The 20509-nt window shown below is 41.6% G+C and carries 17 protein-coding genes; 2 read left to right on the top strand and 15 right to left on the bottom strand.

The genetic code is table 11. The features are described 5' to 3' along the window. The 3 genes from ACHHZ7_RS16385 to ACHHZ7_RS16375 are packed head-to-tail and all read right to left on the bottom strand — an operon-like array spanning position 1 to position 3404. Positions 1-684 carry an ABC transporter ATP-binding protein gene (locus tag ACHHZ7_RS16385; RefSeq protein WP_032669186.1) on the bottom strand — a complete coding sequence of 228 codons (684 nt, stop codon included), beginning with the start codon at positions 682-684 and terminating at the stop codon, positions 1-3. 10 nt (positions 685-694) lie between these two features. After that, a complete protein-coding gene (locus tag ACHHZ7_RS16380) occupies positions 695-2383 on the bottom strand; it encodes an iron ABC transporter permease (RefSeq protein WP_048235115.1) in 1689 nt (562 codons plus the stop codon). Beyond that, positions 2367-3404, bottom strand: coding sequence for an extracellular solute-binding protein (locus tag ACHHZ7_RS16375; RefSeq protein WP_060683619.1), 1038 nt, complete (start codon positions 3402-3404; stop codon positions 2367-2369). The genes ACHHZ7_RS16380 and ACHHZ7_RS16375 overlap by 17 nt, the downstream gene beginning before the upstream one ends. 525 nt (positions 3405-3929) lie before the next feature. On the opposite strand from ACHHZ7_RS16375, the gene ACHHZ7_RS16370 reads away from it, so the two are divergent. After that, positions 3930-4958, top strand: a complete 1029-nt coding sequence (locus tag ACHHZ7_RS16370) for a hypothetical protein (RefSeq protein WP_060683620.1) — start codon at positions 3930-3932, stop codon at positions 4956-4958. A gap of 563 nt (positions 4959-5521) precedes the next feature. Here the strand turns inward: ACHHZ7_RS16370 and ACHHZ7_RS16365 are convergent. The 5 genes from ACHHZ7_RS16365 to ACHHZ7_RS16345 all read right to left on the bottom strand — a co-directional run bounded on the left by ACHHZ7_RS16365 (position 5522) and on the right by ACHHZ7_RS16345 (position 12637). After that, on the bottom strand, positions 5522-8701 hold the full coding sequence (locus ACHHZ7_RS16365; RefSeq protein ID WP_225623033.1) for an AAA family ATPase: 3180 nt from the start codon (positions 8699-8701) through the stop codon (positions 5522-5524). Continuing rightward, positions 8682-9233, bottom strand: coding sequence for an ABC-three component system middle component 1 (locus tag ACHHZ7_RS16360; RefSeq protein ID WP_060683622.1), 552 nt, complete (start codon positions 9231-9233; stop codon positions 8682-8684). The genes ACHHZ7_RS16365 and ACHHZ7_RS16360 overlap by 20 nt, the downstream gene beginning before the upstream one ends. Further along, on the bottom strand, positions 9205-10479 hold the full coding sequence (locus ACHHZ7_RS16355; RefSeq protein WP_060683623.1) for an ABC-three component system protein: 1275 nt from the start codon (positions 10477-10479) through the stop codon (positions 9205-9207). The genes ACHHZ7_RS16360 and ACHHZ7_RS16355 overlap by 29 nt, the downstream gene beginning before the upstream one ends. A 2-nt stretch (positions 10480-10481) precedes the next feature. Continuing rightward, positions 10482-11531: a ComEC/Rec2 family competence protein gene (locus ACHHZ7_RS16350; RefSeq protein WP_192463869.1), complete on the bottom strand. Its 1050-nt coding sequence runs from the start codon at positions 11529-11531 to the stop codon at positions 10482-10484. Between the two features lie 206 nt (positions 11532-11737). After that, positions 11738-12637 (bottom strand): integrase domain-containing protein, encoded by a 900-nt coding sequence (locus ACHHZ7_RS16345; RefSeq protein ID WP_060683624.1) that lies wholly within the window; start codon positions 12635-12637, stop codon positions 11738-11740. A 1304-nt stretch (positions 12638-13941) separates the two neighbouring features. Here ACHHZ7_RS16345 and ACHHZ7_RS16340 point away from each other — a divergent pair. Then, entirely contained in the window at positions 13942-14559 is a 618-nt protein-coding gene (locus tag ACHHZ7_RS16340) for a LuxR family transcriptional regulator (protein WP_060683625.1), read from the top strand. A gap of 16 nt (positions 14560-14575) precedes the next feature. On the opposite strand, the gene ACHHZ7_RS16335 is transcribed toward ACHHZ7_RS16340, so the two are convergent. Genes ACHHZ7_RS16335 through ACHHZ7_RS16305 form a run of 7 tightly spaced genes read right to left on the bottom strand, consistent with a single transcriptional unit; the run spans position 14576 to position 20399 of the window. Further along, positions 14576-15505, bottom strand: a complete 930-nt coding sequence (locus ACHHZ7_RS16335) for a transketolase family protein (protein WP_081003623.1) — start codon at positions 15503-15505, stop codon at positions 14576-14578. Between the two features lie 11 nt (positions 15506-15516). Beyond that, positions 15517-16236 carry a hypothetical protein gene (locus tag ACHHZ7_RS16330; protein ID WP_060683626.1) on the bottom strand — a complete coding sequence of 240 codons (720 nt, stop codon included), beginning with the start codon at positions 16234-16236 and terminating at the stop codon, positions 15517-15519. A 1-nt stretch (position 16237) separates the two neighbouring features. Then, a complete protein-coding gene (locus tag ACHHZ7_RS16325; RefSeq protein ID WP_164091713.1) occupies positions 16238-17359 on the bottom strand; it encodes an MFS transporter in 1122 nt (373 codons plus the stop codon). 14 nt (positions 17360-17373) lie between these two features. After that, positions 17374-18066 (bottom strand): HAD family hydrolase, encoded by a 693-nt coding sequence (locus ACHHZ7_RS16320; protein WP_071845306.1) that lies wholly within the window; start codon positions 18064-18066, stop codon positions 17374-17376. A gap of 12 nt (positions 18067-18078) precedes the next feature. Beyond that, a complete protein-coding gene (locus tag ACHHZ7_RS16315; RefSeq protein ID WP_060683628.1) occupies positions 18079-19293 on the bottom strand; it encodes a beta-ketoacyl synthase in 1215 nt (404 codons plus the stop codon). Further along, positions 19286-19510, bottom strand: a complete 225-nt coding sequence (locus tag ACHHZ7_RS16310; protein WP_060683629.1) for an acyl carrier protein — start codon at positions 19508-19510, stop codon at positions 19286-19288. The genes ACHHZ7_RS16315 and ACHHZ7_RS16310 overlap by 8 nt, the downstream gene beginning before the upstream one ends. Next, positions 19482-20399 (bottom strand): AfsA-related hotdog domain-containing protein, encoded by a 918-nt coding sequence (locus tag ACHHZ7_RS16305; RefSeq protein WP_060683630.1) that lies wholly within the window; start codon positions 20397-20399, stop codon positions 19482-19484. Before ACHHZ7_RS16305 ends, ACHHZ7_RS16310 begins: the two co-directional genes overlap by 29 nt. Between the last annotated feature and the right edge of the window lie 110 nt (positions 20400-20509).

Below are 20509 nucleotides of genomic sequence, written 5' to 3'. Positions count from 1 at the left end.
TCAGGTCGGATGGGTCGCTTTTTTAATTTGATACTGCCCCATTTTTACCACGCCAATATGGTCAGCCATTAGCTGGGCTTCGTGTTCACTGTGGGTAACCAACAGCGCCGTTTGCCCGGCGGCGCGCAAAATATCCCGTACCTCGTTGCCAAGACGCTCACGCGTGCGCTTATCCAGGCTGGAGAAGGGTTCATCGAGCAACAGGATTTCCGGATGTGGCGCCAACGCGCGCGCAAGGGCGATACGCTGTTGTTGCCCGCCGGAAAGCTCATGCGGATAGCGGTTGGCATGGCTGTGTAACTCCACCATTTTCAACAACTCAGTCACTCTGGCCTGTTGTTCCTCACGCGGCATGCGACGCAATCCAAAGGCCACATTTTGCTGCGCGGTCAGATGGGGGAATAACGCATATTCCTGGAAGACCATGCCGACATGACGTTTTTCCGGTGGCAGATGAACGCCGGGACCGGCAACACGTCGCTGTGACACATAGATCTCTCCGTTTTGCAGGCGTTCAAATCCGGCAACTGCGCGTAGCACCGTGGTTTTTCCGCAGCCTGAAGCGCCCAGCAGACAGGCAATTTCACCTTTACGTACCGACATTGAAAATCCGCTCAGTACCGATTGCTGGCTGTTGCCATAAGCAACGTGTACATCCTGGAGTCGTAATGCAATTTCTGACATTGTTGCTCTCTTAACCACGGCGAGTCATTTGGTGACGCACCAACAAAATAACCGGTAGCGTGCCAGCTAAAACAATCATTAGCGCGGCGATAGCACCTTCTTCATAGGTTCCACGGGCGGCTTCCGCATACAGCAACGTTGCCAGCGTTTCAAAATTGACCGGGCGCAAAAGCAACGTTGTTGGCAGCTCTTTCATGGCATCAGCAAAAACCAGCAGGGCACTGCTGACTAACGCCGGGCGCAGCAGGGGAAAATGGACTCGTGCAAACGTCCCCGCACCATTCTCACCCAACAGACGAGACGCCTGTTCCAGCGAAGGTGGAATGCGGCCCAGACCAGAATCCAGTGCGCCAATGGCAATCGCCTGGAATCGCATGGCACAACAAATTACCAGCAGGATCCCGGCGGACATCAGCGGCAGGCCGCGAACATCCAGTAAATCTGCCAGCCAGCGGTCGACAGCCATGGCGGGGGGTAAAAAGCCAATCGCCAGAATTGTGCCGGGAACCGCATAGCCTAAAGAGGCCAGACGCATCACGCCGCGACGAAATCCCGGCATGGCGTTGTCTGCGGCGCTATGACGCGCGCTCCAGGCCACCAGCATACTGACGCAAACCACCACTAGCGTAGTTCCCGCTGCCAGCGATAGCGTATTTTGCAATGCTGACAGTAACGAAGAGGAAAGGGGGTTCTCATCACCTATACGTTTGGCGCTTTCCCACATTAAAAACAGTACCGGAGCCAGAAAACCCAGCACAACCGGCAGTGAAATAACGCCACCGAGCAGCCAACCACGCCAGCCCTGCACGCGCGTAGGTTGAATTTCCCGCAGGCTGCGGCTGCTGAATCCTTGTTTTCTGCGACCATAAAATTCCAGCGTCAGAATCAGGAATATAAACATCAGCATCATGCAGGCAATTTGTGCCGCGGCAGATAAATCAGAACGCGAGATCCATGTGGTGTATACGGTAACGGTTAACGTCTGTACCCCGAGAAACTCCGATGCGCCAATATCGTTGAGCGTTTCCAGCAGTGCCAGGCTGATCCCAACGGCCAGTGCCGGACGTGCCATGGGCAAAGCAACTCGAAAAAAGGTTCCGGTTGCGCTGCATCCCAGCGTGCGTGCGGCTTCCAGTAAATGAGCCGGTTGGCTAATAAACATGGCGCGGGTTGTCAGATACACGTATGGGTATAGCACTAATCCGAGCAGGATGATTGCGCCGGAAAGTGAGCGTAAATCAGGCAGTCGGAACTGTCTTGGGCTGTCAAAACCCAATAAAAAACGGATAAACGTTTGCAGAGGGCCAATCGGATGCAGCAGATCGAGCCACGCAAAGGCCACAATGTAGGTCGGCATCGCCAGCGGCAACAGTAACGCCCAGCTAAGAATTTTACGTCCAGGAAAATCCCATGCCGTTACCGCCCATGCGCTGCCTACGCCAATCACGCCGACCATCACCGCGACACCGGCTAATAACAGCACGGTATTTTTTAGTGCGGCAGGCAGTACATACGTCAGGAGATTATCCCAGTGAGATAAATCGGCCTGGGTAGCCTGCCAAATCAGCGCAATGATCGGTGTCAGAACGCCAAGCGCTACGCACAGCGCGCCAAGATGTAGCGGCGTTAATAATGACTGCGGCCCGGAAACCAGGCCGCGTAACGTCGGAAACTGCAGAGGTTTATTGATCGAATCCAACTTTATCTACCAGCAGACTAGCTTGTTTACGATATTTAACGATTTCGGTTAACGGCGTTTTGTCGACGTCGATTTCACCAATGGTTGCGCTAATAACCGGGTCAAGCGTCACGCCTTTCAGTACCGGGTATTCGAAGTTCGCTTTTGCATACTGCTGCTGGGCAGGTGCGGAAACCAGATATTCCATCAGCTTAACGGCATCGGCTTTATTTGGTGCATAGCGGGCTACAGCTGCGCCACTGATATTGACGTGTGTACCGCCATTTTCAAAGGTGGGTTTAACGACTTTAATCGCATCGCCCCACTGACGTGCATCACTGCCTTCTTTGGCGTTTTTCATATGGCCGACGTAATAGGAGTTGGCGAGACCAATATCGCAAATGCCACCGAGAATATCGCGAGCTACATCGCGGTCGCCACCGGTAGCTTTACGCGCCAGGTTAGCTTTCACACCGCGCAGCCATTCTTCGGTCTTTGCTTCACCGTGATGAGCAATCATTGCGGCGATCAGCGCTGTGTTATACGGGTGCTGTCCGGAACGAATACAAACTTTACCTTTGTACTCAGGGCTGGCGAGTTGTTCGTAATGCCAGTTATCGATTGGCAGTGACTTCTCGGCATACAGCACGCGGGCACGCATCGACAGCGCAAACCACTGATTATCTGCGCCGCGCAGATTAGCTGGAATAGCGGTTTTCAGTGCTTCTGACTCTACTGGCTGAGTTACACCCGCTTCCACTAAATCAATGAGGTTACCGGCATCAACGGTCATCAGCAGGTCAGCAGGTGAATTTTTACCTTCAGCTTTAACGCGCTCAAGCATACCGTCCTTGATATAGACCGTACTGACTTTGATGCCGCTGGTTTTGGTCCAGCTATCAAGCAAAGGCTGGATCAGACCCGGTTCACGGGTGGTATAGATCGTTAACGTTTCCTGAGCGAAAGCCGGTAGGCTAACAGAGAAGACCAGGGCAGAGGCAAGGGTGATACGGCGCAGTCCGGCGCGAGGCAGAGAATTCATCGTTTATATCCCAGAGTAATTGGAACGTACAGTGAACCGAGCGGGGGGCTCGTTCCTTTGGCTCGCGTACAATAAATGATAATCACTAGCACTTACAATAATTGCAAAGTTTAAACGATTTACATTTACATAACTTTAATCAACGTTGTGATGCGGTATGTAACAGCGGTGCAGAGCAGGCAGGGGGCTTATGAGAGGGATTTAATAGCGACCTGAAAAGCAAAAAGCCTGCTTAGTTTCCTAAGCAGGCTTCTTAAATATGGCTCCTCTGACTGGATGCGATTAATTCTATATCTAACTGAATTTCATTGCTTTTATTTTAAAAGCTAAAAGTGAGGCCCTCAATAAGGCCCCAACTATTACTTTTGATTAAAAATGCGATGCGTATCCTATTTTAGGCTGTTATTTTGATTGTAAGCAGGTATCGCAGCCAGTTTCGTGATTAAAATCGGGCTTTGGTCACAAGCCTAATCCGGGACCAGTGACTAGTATTCTGAGGAATTTTTTACTTAAGAGGATTAATCTGTGACAGATGATGAATTGATGGAACGATATTATTTTCAAAGAGAGAAAATGAAACATTTTTATCTCGAAAAATTCTCTGTCAATGCTCAAAAAATATCCAATATCTTAGGGGGAATTGGATTTTCACTCAAAGATGATAATTTTGAGTATTCAGATCCAGTTGGTCTTACTGTCAAATTCGACAATATAGTATCGATTTTAGCTCCTGAGTTGATACGAGATAAAGATGACTTAATCAAATGTAAACAATTAGCAGAGCTGTATCAAAAGAAAAGCAGGGAAGGTTATTACTACGCAAACAATTATATGCTTATGTTGACTCCTTTTTTGCGTAGGGGAATGCATTCTGCTAACAACTGGGCCCCTCAATTTGTGAGAAAATTTTGGGAATTAGATTTTAATGATATAGAGGCATCAATAACATTAGATTACGACAGAGTTAAAATTGATGTAGATGACTATGGTTATGTTGAACTTGATACATGGTATGGAGCTCCTTTTGAGGAAGATATTTCCAATATCAAGGATGGTATATCAAAGCTAAAACCGCCAATGAGTCTCGAGACACATATGGTCAATATACTTTTCAATAATATTTATAGCCTTGACGTCAAATGGAATACGAAAGGAAATATTAAAACTTTTCAATCAATTGAATTTAGCAATGAGAATATTGTTGTCGACTTTCAAGGCGAAACTTTTCATCCAGCTAAGTATATACATGCTGAATTCGACATGGAATCGGGATTATTTCGGCACTTTGATGGTGCTATTCACCTTTATACGAAACAGGATTACATAATGAGAAGAGATTCCGATTTTAATTATTCTTTTAAAAACATAAATCTAGTAAAGGCTAAAGCAACAAAAATATTTAAATTGGATGGAAAAATTACTAAAGATCTTTGGGTTGACTTTACTTGCCACTTTTTCACTGGGAACCCTCTTATCATAGAATATTTTACTGGCAATTATCCACAATATATCATTGATGGCCTTAATCGGATAAATGAAACACAAAAAAATTAAAAAATATAGAGGGATGGAGATTTTTATTGTAATTAATCCAGAATCATAAATAATTTATTTAAACGTTAATGATAATAAACATGGTATTAGCGCATCTCTCATCTTAAATGGCATGAGATTATGTGTCGTAGTAAAAAATGTTCACAATCTATAGTATGAATGCGAAATTTGGGAGTGCTGAAAATACAGAAATATACCTATTCTGGCCTGTAATAGTAAGCTGTGATTAAAATTTTCAGATAATTTATTTTATCGGAAATAATATCTTCCTGATTGTTTTTTTACTTTCTAAAACATCAGACAAAATACGGCATTTAATTTTTTTTAAAATAATACCATCAAATAAAATTCAACCTTCTGAGACTGGATATTCCTCCTTAAATATCAACTTAGAATCTAGATGAAATACTGTACCTAAATATTGTTTGCTATTATGCTAATAAAGGCATACAGGAGAATAGATAAATTATCCATTTACATCTATATCAATGTTAAGATCTAAATGCAGTAATATCCAAAGAGATGAATGTTATCTCTTTGGATAATTATCTGTCATTGATATTTCATCCGTCCTTATTATTTGCTAGATGTGTTCTCGGCATTCCTGCAACAAAGTCGTGAGCACTCTGAGTTTGTCTGACTACACCATAACTTTCTAGCTGCAAAAACTTAGAACCTAATATTTCACTTGGTATTTTTAGCTTTAATAACTCAAAGAAGTTTTCATCGTGTGTTGATATTATAATTTGCTTATTGAAACGCAGGGAAATATTTCTGAATAGGTCGATCACTGCAAGAACATTGATTGAATCCATTGACTGAATGGGGTCATCAATAAGAATGACATCAAGGGGATTACCCTTATCATCTTTCGCATGAAGAGCATTAGCTAGAAATACACTCAGACTCAAAATATTGAGCTGTGCTGCACTAAAATAAAGCATTGGAGAAATCAGATCTCCTGTTTCATCTTTCAAGATAATGTTCAGACCAGGCTGAACTCCCTCGAAATCAGGAATAAATTCAACCTTTTTGAATGAGGGATGTGGATCTATTTTGCTATAGATTGAATTTATCAAATCCGTAAAGAAAAATGACTCAATACGATCGCGTAATTCAGCGAAAATGAGTTCACGGTCTGCTGAAAGTTTCATCTCAACATGCTGATGTTCTTCGATTCTCAAACCAAGCTCATCAATTTTTTTGTGCAATTCTAAGCTATTAAGATAAGGTTTGAATGCTTCAAGATGAGAGGCTAGCAGATCGAATTTATTTATTTTTTTCGTTAGACGAATTGATTGATTAGTAGAAGCCTGAATTGCTGCCTCGATTTTGGTACGAATTAGGGCTGGATTAGTTTCAACTTCCTCCTGAAGTAGCATATTAATATTAGCTAAGAAAGAATCTACAATCAACTTGGCATTGCTGATAGTTTTTGAAATTTCATCTCGTTGAGAAAGTAACTGTTGATGTTCCATCCAGTTCCCATCATTTATCATTGTCTGCTGTAGGTCCTTGCACTCAGCAGATAATTTCTCCATTTGTGTTGTTTTTTCATTAATATCACGTTCGAGTTGTGCTCGTTTTTGAACGCAATAGGTCGGGAGATTAATATATTCACGCACAGATTCTCTTAATGCAAAAGTGACTACCTTACTAAATGATTCTTTTGTATTGATGGTAGATATCAATAATTGTAACTCATCGAGTCTGACTGTATTTTTATGTACTAGTGCTTTTATATTGGTTAGCTCACTTTTAGCCGAAATAAGTTGAGCTGCCTGTGTATTCTTAAGGTGAGATAAACTTAAAATTTCTTCCTCAAGTCGAATACGAAGTTCTTTAGAATCTAGATTTAAAACTTTGAGTTGTAGTGCAGTAATCGTCTCTTGGACAGTATTAATAGTTGCCGTAAGAGAGCGAATGTCTTTTTCAGTCGAGCCTATTAGCGAAGATTTTTGGTTTATCTGAGCCTTAAGCTCGATAATTTTCTTACCGATCCATTCTTTTGCTTCTGAGATTGCTGAATCAATAGTATGTTTAAGTAATTTTTCCCTCGTAGCAATTTGCTCTAGCTGAAGTGCATTCAATCTTGCAGTTTCAGTCAAAAGGTCATTATTCTTGATCGCTAGTTTGAGATCATCAGAAGATGGATATTTTGCTCGACACAAAGGACAGTTACTGCTGGGCCATTCGGCAAGGTAGGTCAATCCTTGGCTCACAATAGCTTCGATAACTTCTTTTTGGCGTGTAAGGGTGACTTGGGTACTCCTGATCGTCGAGTCATGCTGTTGTAGTAAAATTAACTCCTGTTGAGCAGAATATACACTTTGAAGACGTTCAGTGGATAATCCCAAAAGACTAGAATCTTGCTCGAATATGGTCTCAGCACTAAATGAAATTGTAGATAGCTTTGTTAAATCTCTCGCAAAGTGCTCAAGCTCTGATTTAGATAATTCGATAATTGCAGTTTTTTTCTGGAGATTGGATTGTATTTCTAATAGCCCAACTTGATGGTTCGAAATTTCTGAATAAGTAGTTGAGCTACTATCATTAATAGAATGTAGCATTAACATGCGCTGGTCTGTTGCTGTTAAAGCTTCTTGACATTGCTTCTCATTTGATTGAGCAGCTATCAATTTTATATTTAGTTCAGTATTCTGGTTGACTAGAATATCTCGTTCATTAACAGCTTTTCTGTATTCGGATTCGTCTATTAAAAATTGGGGTGTTAACCCTTCAATTGTATCTATCTCCTTTATTTCTCTAGTAAGTTTTTGCCAATCTTTCTGGTGGATATTATTAGTACTAGAAAGCATTTGGTATCTCTGAATGTCAGTAATACCTTTAGTTGTCCGAGTGATTTTTTTATTCTGTTCAGCAATTATAGCAATATTATCCTTAAATTCTTCAAGGCGAGATGCTTGCTCTTGTAGTGAGGTTATGCGCTGTCTTTCTGCTGAGCCTCTGATAGATAAAGCATGTTTACGTTCAACGATAGAGCTTTTTATTTCATATTCAGCAATTTGATCAAAATTATCCGTAACAAGAGGTATTGATTCACCCTCTATATTTAGGCTCATGGCTATTGAATTAAATTTTTCAAAAATTGCTGTATCTACAGGAGAACTCAGTTGCTTTTCAGCATCGCTTTTTTGTCTACGAAGGGTATCCAGTATTGTACTATTTTCGCTTAACAGTGCAGTAACTTCTTTACGAAGTGCTTCATCTTCACCACCAAAGTATTGCATGAAAAGATCATATCGCTCTTGCGGTTTAGCTTCTCTAAGAAAGCGATCGATGCCATCCTGAGAAAGAATTATTTTTCCAAAATTCTTCCCTTCTTTATCTTTAGTAATTCCAAAATTGAGATCTATGGAATTGGATCTCAATTTTCTTAGTTGCCTTACAAAGTTTCCTTGTGTGGTGATTACATTTACTTCAGTGGTAATGTTGTCTGGAATATCTTTGTTACGTAAAATCTTCAACGGTACTTGTGATTGTTTTGTACTGCGAGCCGCGAGTTGATTATTTTTTTTTGTGTGATCACCCGCATATCTTTCTAAGTTATTAGTGAATGCCCATTCGACTGCATCATAAAATGAGCTTTTCCCAAATCCATTAGGGGCATATAGCGCAACAAAGTTGGAGGGGGTACCATCGCTCAGTGTGAAATCAAATATCCCATCTTTTTTCAACTTGTAGGCACGGAATCCTTCTATCTCAACTTTCTTTATCTTCATTATGTTTATAATACTCAATTAATTTATTAATGATTTCATTTCTTTTCATTTTAGACTCACTAGTCGAACCAATTGGTGTATCTTTGATTAGCGAGGCTATAGGAAGTTTTACTGAGGAGTTATCAGAGGGAATAACCTCCTGTAGTTTAAGGTCCGTGCCTAGTAACTCAATGTTGATTTTGCTCTCAATATTTTCAAGTGGGAGTTGTGTACCTAGATTATCAAAAACAATTTTCCTAGCTGCATAACGATCATTTTCAATAACATATTTATCCCGAATATCTAATGAGTCTGGGCACAATAATACGAGATAAATATTCCATCTAGAGAAGCGGCTTTCTGGTTTAAACTTAAGGGAGATGATACTCTGAATTTCTTTCCATTTAGTTACTAGCTCTTGAGATGTGTCAAACCAACATGCTATGCAATTTATGAAGTTTAATTTTTCAACTGAAAATAGTTCGAATCTGATTCCTTCGAATTCTGAAACTAAAAAGTTGAGGTCATGATCTTTCTTTGATAACTTGATCATAGTATGCCTTTAGTATACTTAATTGTTGACTAGGTGTTGAACGCCCATATTCACGATGTTTTGCAAGAATAAGGCTATTCCGTAAACCTTTAAGATGAGCCACTGAATAACTTTTCATTACGTCAATATGAGTACTATCTATTCGATTGAGATCTCTGAATTTTGGCGACGAGGCTATGTCATCAATAATATCATCAATATCTTCGGGGTCAGGTAAACCTACGGCGTTTTCTTGCGGTGAATTGATCAGTATAGCCCCATTAACATCAAGCATACTTCGTGCTACTTTGAAAATATCAGACAATTGGCATAGCCAGTTTCCATTACTGCTAGAATAAATAAAACGGCGCTTGCGATCCAACTCTTCCAGATATTGTCCATCAATAACATATTTTTGATCAAGTATTGATGAAATAACTACAAATTCTAGATAAGCTATCCATAGACTTCTATCTAAAACTGTTGAATCAGGTTCGCTATTATTTAGTAACAATTCTCGTTTATAACGTACCATCAGATCATAAGGAGTAGGCATCGCATGCTCAATTAGCCACTCGGCTTGCTCATCAAGTTTTTGTCGCAATTTTTCAACATTCTCAGGTCTTGCAGCTTCAAAGTGGAAAATATCACTTCTAAGATTGGAGAAACATTGCATGAAAAAAGGGGCTATTGGTATGAGTTGATTGGCTTCGATAATTTGATCGAAGCACGTCAGAGCAACACAACGGACTCTACCATAACGTGCACTGGCATCTTCATCATCCATCCTACATTCTACTGCCCACAAGTAAGGTAAACCATCTTCAATATAGTAAACCCCGCCACCTGACATCCCTTCGATTGATTCTTGGTTTGGGGAGTTATCTAGATTGCATACTATGGTTTGATGAGCATGGTTATTAGAAATACCTGAATAAATTTTATATGGGCTATCTGATTCAACATTGGATCTAGGATAACCTACGAATGAAATCCTAGAACCGGAGCTAAGCTCCCTGTTCCACACTCGCTGAAATATATCAGATTGATATTCGACCTTTATAATCGAGCAGTCGTAGTTTTGATGGTGATAAGGAGCTCCGATGACATTTATTTCTTGACCATTACGACTCACAGTAATAGGACCATCGATTACGTGGTGTGCAGTCAAAACGTAAGTAAATTCGGAAGACAACGCACCAATCAGAACTCCGCTACCTCTGTTTACTTTAACAGAATGTGAAATAATTAGCTCATCAGCAGTCATTTTTAAAAATTGAGCTCCCCATTAAATCCTGAAAGCCTCTTGGAGTAGTGCTCGTCCTTGCCTTTTAAACTAAGTTCTTGGATGATTTTTTCATAATTAAACAGAACTGTGGCATCGGTTTCCGTCATAATTCTTGCGATGGTTCTCTTATCAGGGAGCCCATGGATTGCACCATTGCTAGAAATTATATAGCTGTTACTATGTACCAGATTAAGAAACTCTGGACTTGTGTTGTATTTACTCCCATGATGGGAAACTTTGACGAGTTTTACTGGTAGCTTATTGTCTGAACGGTATCCTAAAGCATGCAACTCTGAAACCACTACTTCGTCATGCGCATCACCAAGAAAAAGCATATTAATGCCATCAACACTGAGAATAAATGCTATTGAACTCCCATTAGGTATAGAACTATCAGATTCGAAGGAATCGTCTTTCAAGAGATCGTCAATACTCATTTGGTAATCGGTTGTAACAGAAGTTTCAGCCGGAGCTTTTTCCTTAGGCCATACCTGCAAAAGTTTCCTTAGACCTTCTTCGTTAGGCGAAAGGATTTTGAAAGTAAAAGGACCCGCCTGAATCGTTTGGCCAGCAATGATTAATGATGCGCGTTGGCAATCAACTTTGTCTAACGCAGCTTCTAGAGATTTTCCTTGTTGTGCACTTGTATTTGGCGAGTCAAATTCAAGATGAATATTGTTTTCGGGGATCTCCGGTTCGCCAAAATAGTCAGTAATCAGCTTTGATGAGTTAAACCATATGGATTTGACCATTTCACTCAGATATCCTTGAGCCTTGAAGGCTTTCAGAAAACCACCAATATGATCGTCATCAATATGGGTCAAAATAGCTAGATCGATACATTGTTTTTTTGCTTTTAATTCATCAAGAGCGCTGCAAAGTGCACCTTTGTGCCTCTCAGCGACACCATGCTTGAAGGTTGCAGCATTTCCGCCATCAATAAGTAGGTTAAAACAGCATTCTACGTCTTCATGCGTAATCAGAATGCAATCGCCATGATTAGCTTGGAGGATCCGTACTTTGATACTCATTCAAATTCCTTCTATCACTTTGCTATGACAGCGAAAGAGTAGCTATCAGACACTGTTAAGATACCTCTATGTTACTCGTTTTCCAAGGTTATTACCTCAAACAGAATTGACTTTAGATGTTTTCAAATGGAAGTGTGATTGCTGTTCCTGTAGAAATAATAGGCGCATAGTGGATGTTGTTACATAGCTAATACCACATGATCGCCTTATTCTACGCCTGTTACGCAAGTTTTATTATCACGTCCGTACACCTGTGCCACCCAGCGCCCACGCCCGTCACCATGCCCCAGCTCCATCGCTACCATTGCCAGCACCTCTTTCTGGCTTAATCCTTGGGCCAGATAGTGATGGGCAGCATCCTGTGCCCACGCATAACGCAACGAATGCGGAGAATATGCGCCAGTCAGGCCGATTCGTTTTGCCTGATTGTGCCAATAGTTCATCGCACTTTTCAGATCGGGCTTATCGATCAGCCGGTTATTACGGCTTCCTGCGACAGCTAATGCATTATCCAGCGCTTTGTTAAGTGCGTCAGAATCCAGAATCACCGTCTCACGGGGTCGTCCGCCTTTGGTGCCGAAAACCACGGTTAAACGCGTATCACCCCGTTCAACAGCCTGTTTCCACGTTTTCAGTGATTGTGCGCTTTGCACCGCTTCCTGTGAGCGCAATCCCATCAGCCGCGACAGTTCCAGTGCTGCCGCCAGCCCCGGATCTTTCGTGCGGGCCATTTCCAGCACATGCTGGTAATGATCCGGTGTGATGGCCTGTCGCGTACCAGAGCGGGATTCGCCAGAAAGCCCCAGGGATTTGTTTGTCAGTCGCTCATGCTCTGCCACCTGCTTACGCCCGGCCTGTTGCAGTACGGCACGCAGCGAAGCCATTTCATTCTGTAGCGTGCGTTTGCCGATCCCCTGCGCCAGTCTTTCATGAATGTAGCTTTCAATGTGGCGAACCTTAATCTGCGCTACCCGCTGGATTTGGATGTTCAGTCCCCGTAAATGCTGATCAAAACGTTGCACGATATGGATGCGATCGTTCACCGTTTTATGACTACCGCCACAGTGCTTTGCCAGCGCCTTCATTTCACCACCTAACTTGCCCATATACTCCCCCTTAATTTTGGGAACACAAATGGTCTCCGGCGTATGCTTTTTGGCTGCGCCAGAACGATACCTTCACGCCGGAGTGGCAGCTTGTTGAGGTATAGGGAGTTTCAGCCAGTACACGGTACGGACTGCCTGCCAGAGCAGGAATTCTCCGGGGCATCATGCCCCCCTCGGCATCGATCTTTTTCTCCTCTTTTTGCTGACAGCGGCCCAAAAAGGACGTATCAGATTAGGGAATATGTGCAGAAGCCCTGAAAGCAGTGGCATAGCGCGGTGTGGTGGTTGTGCGTCACTTTGTCGCTTTGCGCGACGCAAAGTGACGCACCGGTTGAGTGCCGGGCGCGAAAGATCGCGGATTCTGGCGCAGATTGACGGTCACGCGGCAGCAAAGCCTGGCGGCAATGCAGCCCGCAGGGTAAAGGAGGCTGATCCATAGCCGGACAGGGATTGACCCGGAAATTTCAGGTGCCGTGGAATGCTGACCAGCGAGCTGGCGCAGCGAAAGGCCGTTTTGTCGGTAAAGTATGACCTCTGTCGCAGTGACCTGCGAGCCGGTGTTTGCGGAGGTATTCACCGGTAGGGGCTGCCATCCTGAGTTCCTCAGGCGCTTCTTTCAGGCCATGAAGCATGGGCGCTGCCAACGACAGCATTGTGCAATCCGGAGCTTACATCCGGTCGATGGACGTGAAAAGGGGAAACTTTTTTTTGATAAAAAAGAGTTTCCTGTAGATTTTTTCGAAATTTTATGAGTGTAAATCTGCCGCGCGTTGCTTGTCTTCTTCCGTCCAGTCATCAGCAAAGAACTGGTGACCGGACGGAAGAGGCTGCCCGGTAATCCACCTGCTCAGAGGTTTAAGCCTTTTGGCCTTTTCGGGGTAAGTCCTGTTACCTTTAAAGGTCTTTACCCTTAGCCTTTTATCTTTTGGCCTTTTCGGATTCTGGCGCAGCTGGCTTTATTTGAAGGGGACTTTGTTACGTAATAACTATCAGCCAGTGTGCCCTACAATTCACTGGTCACCATGCCATAAAATCATCAATAAGCACCAGGGATCTCAAGGGAAGCTGGCGGCCGGGTAGCAATGACCATGCGGTTACTGCTATCGGATTCTCAATACGTCGGGGTGGGACCTGTCCAGATTCAGCACGAACCGCTTAGAAAAACATTACTATCTGTTGCAGTTAGATATAAACGGTAACTTTGAGCCATCACCAGTATTTAACTCATAACCTCCTGGCTATAGTTAAAATGCAGACTTATCAGCATAATAATTTTTTTCAATCATGATAGGGAGCAAATGACAATGTTAGAGAAAACATTACAGAATTATCTGGCGACTTTAAATATAAAAACTTATTCAATTATAACAATAAATCCTCTTAATGAAGCTAAAATAATATCGAATATGCCACATGCGTGGGAGGTTGAATTTATCAGACGAAAACTCCATATACACAGTAATATCGTGCAATGCGCGAAGGAGAGAATTACCCCTTTCTTCTGGAATTCTGAAGAATCAAATAACGAAGATATCAGACACTTATCTGAAAAGTATAAAATCCATACAGGGATTACTTTCATCGTTAAAATTCAACAGGTGACAATACTGTTCACTATTTACTTTGAAGAAAATAATAAGGAAATAATTGATATATTTTCAGGCAATAAGGAGCATATCTTATATGAAATTTTAAGTATCTTCGAGAAACACTACAAAATAGAACCTCCCTGTAAGTTCACTAAAAGAGAACATGAAGTAGCCAATCTTCTGAAAACAGGAAAAACCTATGGTGAGATCGCGCTGATTCTTGGTATATGTGAACGAACAGTGAGGTTTCATATTAATAATATATTGATTAAGCTTGATGTAACTTCTGTTAAATATGCAATATTTAAAGCCACCAGTGAAGGACTGATTTAACAGTAAGGAAGTACCATCAAAGGGAAAAAAATGATGTAAACCGACTGTGCAAGCCTGATACATCCAACCCATGAGCTCTTATATGTTCCTCTGGTGTGCCAAATTGACGTAATTCATCGCGTTTAACACCCAGACATAAAAGTCGGTGAGGGATTTGTTCAAGAGCACATGAGACAGCATGCGCAGAGGTTCCCTCCAGACAGGGTTCGACAATGACAATGGATGGTTTTGATAAAGTTTCAAGCAATCCTTTTCCATCAAATGGCGAGAGCACCGGTGTATAGAGTACAGTAACATCCATTCCTTCTGTGGCATTCATTACCCGGTCAGCAACGGGACCAACTGCAATGACTGTCCCCTGGCTACCTTTTTTTAATACACTGAAGTGGTTTTCTCCATCCCAGTATGTTTCCTGATTCACCTCTGTTGAGAGTCGAATATAGTAAGATCCGGTATCCGATGCCGCTTTACGTAGAGCATATTCAGCCTCTTCTGCATTTCCCGGAATGATAATATTCCAGCCCTCTAAGGTATTCAGTAGCGCAACATCAGCAGGAGACTGGTGAGTCCGTCCGTCAACAGACAAATCATAAGACGCACCGGCACTCACCAAAACAGCTCCTACATTCTGGTGCGTTAAAGCAATTTTTATCTGTTCAAAAGGTCTTTCAATAAGAAAACTTGCAAAGGTATGGGCAAAAGGGCGCATCCCAGCAAGAGCGAACCCCCCGGCCATATCAATCATCAATTGTTCCCTGATCCCTACATTAACCACTCGCTCAGGATAGGCTTCAATCACGTCGGTGAATCGTTCCGCTGTAATATCCGCGAGGATTAAGGCCAGGTTATTATTCTGTTTAATCAGATCTGACATAACGACGGCAAAGCGCTGGCGCATGGCGTTAATTTCAGCAAATCTCTGATCCCATGTAAGTACATGCTTCATAATTAAATTCCTCAAAAACTTCTACGTGGTTTGCCTGATTTTGTCTCAACCGATGCAATGATAACGTGGGGCTTATAGGGGTGAGATTTTTTGAAGGCTTCGTACAAAGCGGCATGATCTCTCCCATCAACATTGCTGACTTCCCAGCCTTCAACTGAAAAACGATGTCCAACCCCACCAGGCCACCCAAGGCTTGCTGAATCATTATCAATAACGATCAGATTGAGTTCAGATACGCTGTTTCTTCCTGCGAAAGCAATCGCCTCAAAGTTAGAGCCCTCATCTAATTCTGCATCGCCCATGAGAACCCAGTGCTCAGGCCCCGTAATTCCTCTCGCCCGCAATCCGTAGATCGACCCTAACGCCATAGGCAATCCATGCCCCAGAGAGCCACTGGAAATTTCAATACAATCCATTTTTGTTCGATCCGGATGGTATCCAAGGATACTGTCATATTCTCCATAAGTGTTCAGTATCTCCGGAGAAATGAAACCTTTTAATGCCAGAATTGAATAGAACGCCATAGGGCCATGCCCTTTAGATAAGAAAAACCTGTCCCTGAGATCTGATGTAACATTCTCCGGTGTTAAGTTTAATATTTTCTCAAAAAGAACCCATATGACATCAAGTGTTGATATTGATGAGGGTTCATGTTTTTCATCACCTGTCATTAGCGAAAGAAAGTAATCAATCTCTCTGCGCTTATTAAAAACATTATCTATGACACTCATGTTAATTTTTTAACCTCATAGTCATTGAAATAAAACAGATTAAAATGCATATTACTATGACCCCAGTCCATGAGAAATTAATGAACACAATGGACGACAGATATCCTCCAACTGCGCCTCCTATGACAAAACTTGTCATATAACTACTTGCAGCCCTTGCTTCGTTTCCCCGGCATAAAGAGTACATAGTAATCTGATTGTTGACATGAATAAGCTGAATAAATGCATCAACTAATAACGTACCCAAAATCAATGCGGCTAGTGAATAATGAAAAAACAATACTATCATTAAGGAAATCACGCAGCCTGAAAAAAGAAAACGGTTCCCATGAGGGATTATTTTAAATATTACATTTGAAAAGTAAGCAGAAGAAGCACCTGCCACCCCAGCCAGAGAGAACAGACCGATCTCATAGCCATTAAAATGAAAAGCAGAGGTCAGATAAGACGATATATTATTCCAGAAAGAAGAAAAAACAAACATCAGGGAAAAACCAGTGATACTATAGAATCTGACAACTTTGTTCATTACAATAGTATTAATATTAGAAGACAAGATCTCGATATAACTTGCCTTATGGCCTTGCTTTTCATCAGGGAAAATGATTTTTAATATGAACAGACACAAGCAGGTAATCATCGCTGACAGTGCATAGACTGATTTCCATCCCCAAATTTCACACAGAACCCCGGCAACAAATCTGGATGCAAGAATACCAAGTAATACTCCCCCCATAATACGACCGATAATGATATGACCATTCTCTCTTTTACTAAATACCGCCGTGATTAGTGGTAATGCTGAAGTTCCAATACCAATAAACATTGAACATATAGCCAGAAACGGATAATAGCTGGAAAAATAGAAAACAAGCAAAGCAACAAAACTGGTCAGATATAATAGAATGATAATGGATTTTTTATTATAAAAATCACCTAATGGGACAAGAAACAACAATGATAATGCGTTTCCGGCTAAGGAAAATGAGTATAGCATAGAGGTTTGTTCATAACCTATTTGCAATGCTGACTGTGCAAAGGGAACCAGAGGCTGAATGTAATACATATTAGCCGCAGTTAAACCACAAATTATCGGGATTATATAAGCAATTATCTTTTCCATGCTATACTCAACTCTCACCATATGTTTTTATCAGAAAGTTCCTGATCAATACAGCCCAAAAGGTTTTCAGTGATATCAGAGAATTTTTCAACCATATGTTTGACTCCGGTTCTGATCATTTCCTCTCGTTGAAAGTTATGTTCCATCCGGGCCGGAACACCTATAAACCCTGTTCCAAATGCTTTGCATACTTCCGCAACACGATTTATATCGTCAATAAAAATGGCTTCATCATAATTAACCTTGAAAACATCGGTAATAATTTCATTGACACCTGGGCGAAATGCATTGATATCAACATAGGGGTGCTTAGCATCGAAATATTGCCGATAATCTCCCAGGAATCTGTCAAAACAGTATTGCTTATCCCTCCCACCATAACAGACAATCCTGGCACCAGATTCCTGCATCATTTTTAAAATAGGTTCGATACCCGGTTCAACCTGAACAGGATGATCTTTTAAATAGGTGTCTCTGACATTAAAAAAGTCATGAATAACTTTTTCCCCGGAAAAGGGAAGTTTGCAGGCCAAAGCCAGATTGTGTCCGGCAGTAATCTGTGGTGATCCCCATACTGACCGTTCTATATCGGCGGTATAGTTCACACCATACTGTTCAACAAAAATCTTAATAGCCGGGCTATAGGTATCGTTTAAAATAACACCATCACTGTCAATAGCGATTAGTTTGATTTTTTTTAGCTTCATTTTTATACCCTCTTATTCATAACGGGACAGGATTATTGATGCATTTTGTCCACCAAAACCAAGTGAGTTACTCATGACATGTCTTAAACCTGCATTTTTTATTGGCTCACTGACCAGATTCAATATTATTTTTTCATCAGGATGGTTTAATCCACCAACAGGTGGAATTGAATCGTGATGTATTTTTAATACCGACAATACAGCCTCAATAGCACCTGTCGCGGCAAGACTGTGTCCTGTAACGCCCTTGGTTGAGGTGACATACGTTGATTCACCAAACAAATCCGTAATGACTTTGCCTTCCGTCAAATCATTCAGTGGCGTTGAGGTGCCATGTGCATTGATACAATCAATATCGGCAGGTTTTAATCCAGCATCTTCCAGCGCTGCGCTGATTGAGGAACGTAATCCATCACCATCAGGTGAGGGAGACGTTACATGGTACGCATCATTAGCTGAGCCATACCCGGATAATTTTGCGTAAATCTTCGCTTTTCTTTCTTTTGCATGCTGCATTCTCTCAAGCACGATAAAAGCTGCGCCCTCTGACATAACAAAACCGTCACGTTCACGATCAAAAGGCCGTGATGCTATCTGGAGATTTTCATTATGAGTCAGTGCTCCAATTCGGGAAAAGGCTGAAACAACCAGTGGAGTAAGAGGGGCCTCAGAAGCACCGACAATAACAATATCGCATTTACCTTGCTCTATCATTTTACCCGCTAACCCGACAGCATCAGAGCCAGATGCACAGGCTGTATTTATCTGATATGTCGGCCCCTTAATTCCAAGCTCCATTGCGATATTGCCACAAGCCATACTCCCCATAGTTGACAGTAAATACGCACCGCCAACGGACATGACACCTTCTTTTTGCGCTCTCAGGTTGAGTAGTTCAGTCGATGTTACGCCACCAAGAGAATTACCAACAACCAGGCCTGTCCGGGGGCCTGATTCAGAACACTCCAGCCCCGAATCCTTGACGGCCTGACCTGCAGCATAAAGTGCATACTGAATAAAGGGATCTGTTCTCCATATTATTGACTTTTTAAGATAATCAGAAGGAACCCATTTAGTTACAGGGCAGCTTATTTTTACATCCACTTCCTGTAATCTGGGATCAAACGCGGCCATGCTTTTACCAGCCATAACATTATTCCAGCATTCATCTGGTGTTATTCCGGCAGAAGATAATATGCCTAACCCTGTTATCGCAATATCATTCATTCTTCACTCCTTTTATTTTTTCCATTATCGAAGTGAAATTGTCCTGATTAGTAAATGAAAGCGACCCTTGTTTAAGGTTAAATACTCTTTCCGTTTCAATCTGGTACTCTATAATGCTAATTGAGTCCAGCCCCAACTCTTCCAGTGTTGAACTATCTTTTATATCTGATAGTGAAACACCAAAAACATCATTCAGGATATCTTTTAATGTATTCATGATTTCCTCTCAGTTTAACTTTAAAAAATGCTTTCTTATTTCCGTTCTGCATTATGTCAACGGAAAACCAATAGCAATCATCATGTAATTTCACCTTTGAAATAATGATCATCACATCCTGGTTGTTTTCAACATATGAAAAAAAAGTTGAGTTCATCATTACAGGGATAAACTGGCTAATATCTTCATCCATTACGCATTTGAGATAACAGTAACATGTTTGTTTTACTGCTTCAGAAAGATTCATCCCTGTAATATGATCCTGAACGTGATCATTAAGCGTGATATTATTCGAAGGGATATCAACGACAGAGTAACTATGTCGAATACTATCGTTAAAATGATTTAAACAGACATTTATATCATTGTGATATCCTACGTATTCTGGTAATATATTACGTTTGCAATATTGAAGTGGTTCAATATGAACATTCCCTCGAATAACCTTATAGGTTTGAGCTGTAACGTACCTTACATTTATATATACCTTACAAATTATCATCTCATTATAATAGAACTTCATTTTGAACAAATTACTTTTTGCTTTTCCGCACGTCAGTTGCTCAGTATTTATCGATGCAGAAATAGTGTTATCATCTGTCATCTTTGCTTGCTTATATATAAATGACCATTTTAGTAATACGAAGTGACAATCCTCCTCTACATTATAATATTTATGAGAAATGATAGTTTCAATCTGTCTGGCAGTTTCCAGTATGAACATAGGATTAATACAGGCAGCAGTAGGAATAAAATCATCGAAATGCTCATGGTTGCGAACAAGAACCGCACTGGCATTGAAATTATGCGAATCAAGTTGTTGCACCTGATCTACATAGACAGAATCGTCATGTGTTTTATGCGTTAATTTCAAAAATTTCGTTGACATATTTCCTCCCTAATTCTGCATGCTTAGTTCTACGCGTAGACGGGAGAAAATAAAATCTGTCAGAAGTGACAGGGAGCTGCTGAAGCTGAGTTGATATGTTAGCTTCACCA

The sequence above is a fragment of the Citrobacter freundii complex sp. 2024EL-00216 genome (genome assembly GCF_043945515.1).
GTDB classification, from domain to species: domain Bacteria; phylum Pseudomonadota; class Gammaproteobacteria; order Enterobacterales; family Enterobacteriaceae; genus Citrobacter; species Citrobacter portucalensis.
Note: the sequence above shows the minus strand (reverse complement) of the source record. Positions and strands in the feature narration are given on the sequence as shown.

Coding starts and splice junctions, on each gene's coding strand:
- ACHHZ7_RS16385 (WP_032669186.1), bottom strand. CDS start 684: ATGTCAGAAATTGCATTACGACTCCAGGATGTACACGTTGCTTATGGC.
- ACHHZ7_RS16325 (WP_164091713.1), bottom strand. CDS start 17,359: ATGGAAAAGATAATTGCTTATATAATCCCGATAATTTGTGGTTTAACT.
- ACHHZ7_RS16355 (WP_060683623.1), bottom strand. CDS start 10,479: ATGACTGCTGATGAGCTAATTATTTCACATTCTGTTAAAGTAAACAGA.
- ACHHZ7_RS16360 (WP_060683622.1), bottom strand. CDS start 9,233: ATGATCAAGTTATCAAAGAAAGATCATGACCTCAACTTTTTAGTTTCA.
- ACHHZ7_RS16330 (WP_060683626.1), bottom strand. CDS start 16,236: ATGAGTGTCATAGATAATGTTTTTAATAAGCGCAGAGAGATTGATTAC.
- ACHHZ7_RS16365 (WP_225623033.1), bottom strand. CDS start 8,701: ATGAAGATAAAGAAAGTTGAGATAGAAGGATTCCGTGCCTACAAGTTG.
- ACHHZ7_RS16320 (WP_071845306.1), bottom strand. CDS start 18,066: ATGAAGCTAAAAAAAATCAAACTAATCGCTATTGACAGTGATGGTGTT.
- ACHHZ7_RS16310 (WP_060683629.1), bottom strand. CDS start 19,510: ATGAATACATTAAAAGATATCCTGAATGATGTTTTTGGTGTTTCACTA.
- ACHHZ7_RS16350 (WP_192463869.1), bottom strand. CDS start 11,531: ATGAGTATCAAAGTACGGATCCTCCAAGCTAATCATGGCGATTGCATT.
- ACHHZ7_RS16345 (WP_060683624.1), bottom strand. CDS start 12,637: ATGGGCAAGTTAGGTGGTGAAATGAAGGCGCTGGCAAAGCACTGTGGC.
- ACHHZ7_RS16375 (WP_060683619.1), bottom strand. CDS start 3,404: ATGAATTCTCTGCCTCGCGCCGGACTGCGCCGTATCACCCTTGCCTCT.
- ACHHZ7_RS16340 (WP_060683625.1), top strand. CDS start 13,942: ATGTTAGAGAAAACATTACAGAATTATCTGGCGACTTTAAATATAAAA.
- ACHHZ7_RS16335 (WP_081003623.1), bottom strand. CDS start 15,505: ATGAAGCATGTACTTACATGGGATCAGAGATTTGCTGAAATTAACGCC.
- ACHHZ7_RS16305 (WP_060683630.1), bottom strand. CDS start 20,399: ATGTCAACGAAATTTTTGAAATTAACGCATAAAACACATGACGATTCT.
- ACHHZ7_RS16315 (WP_060683628.1), bottom strand. CDS start 19,293: ATGAATGATATTGCGATAACAGGGTTAGGCATATTATCTTCTGCCGGA.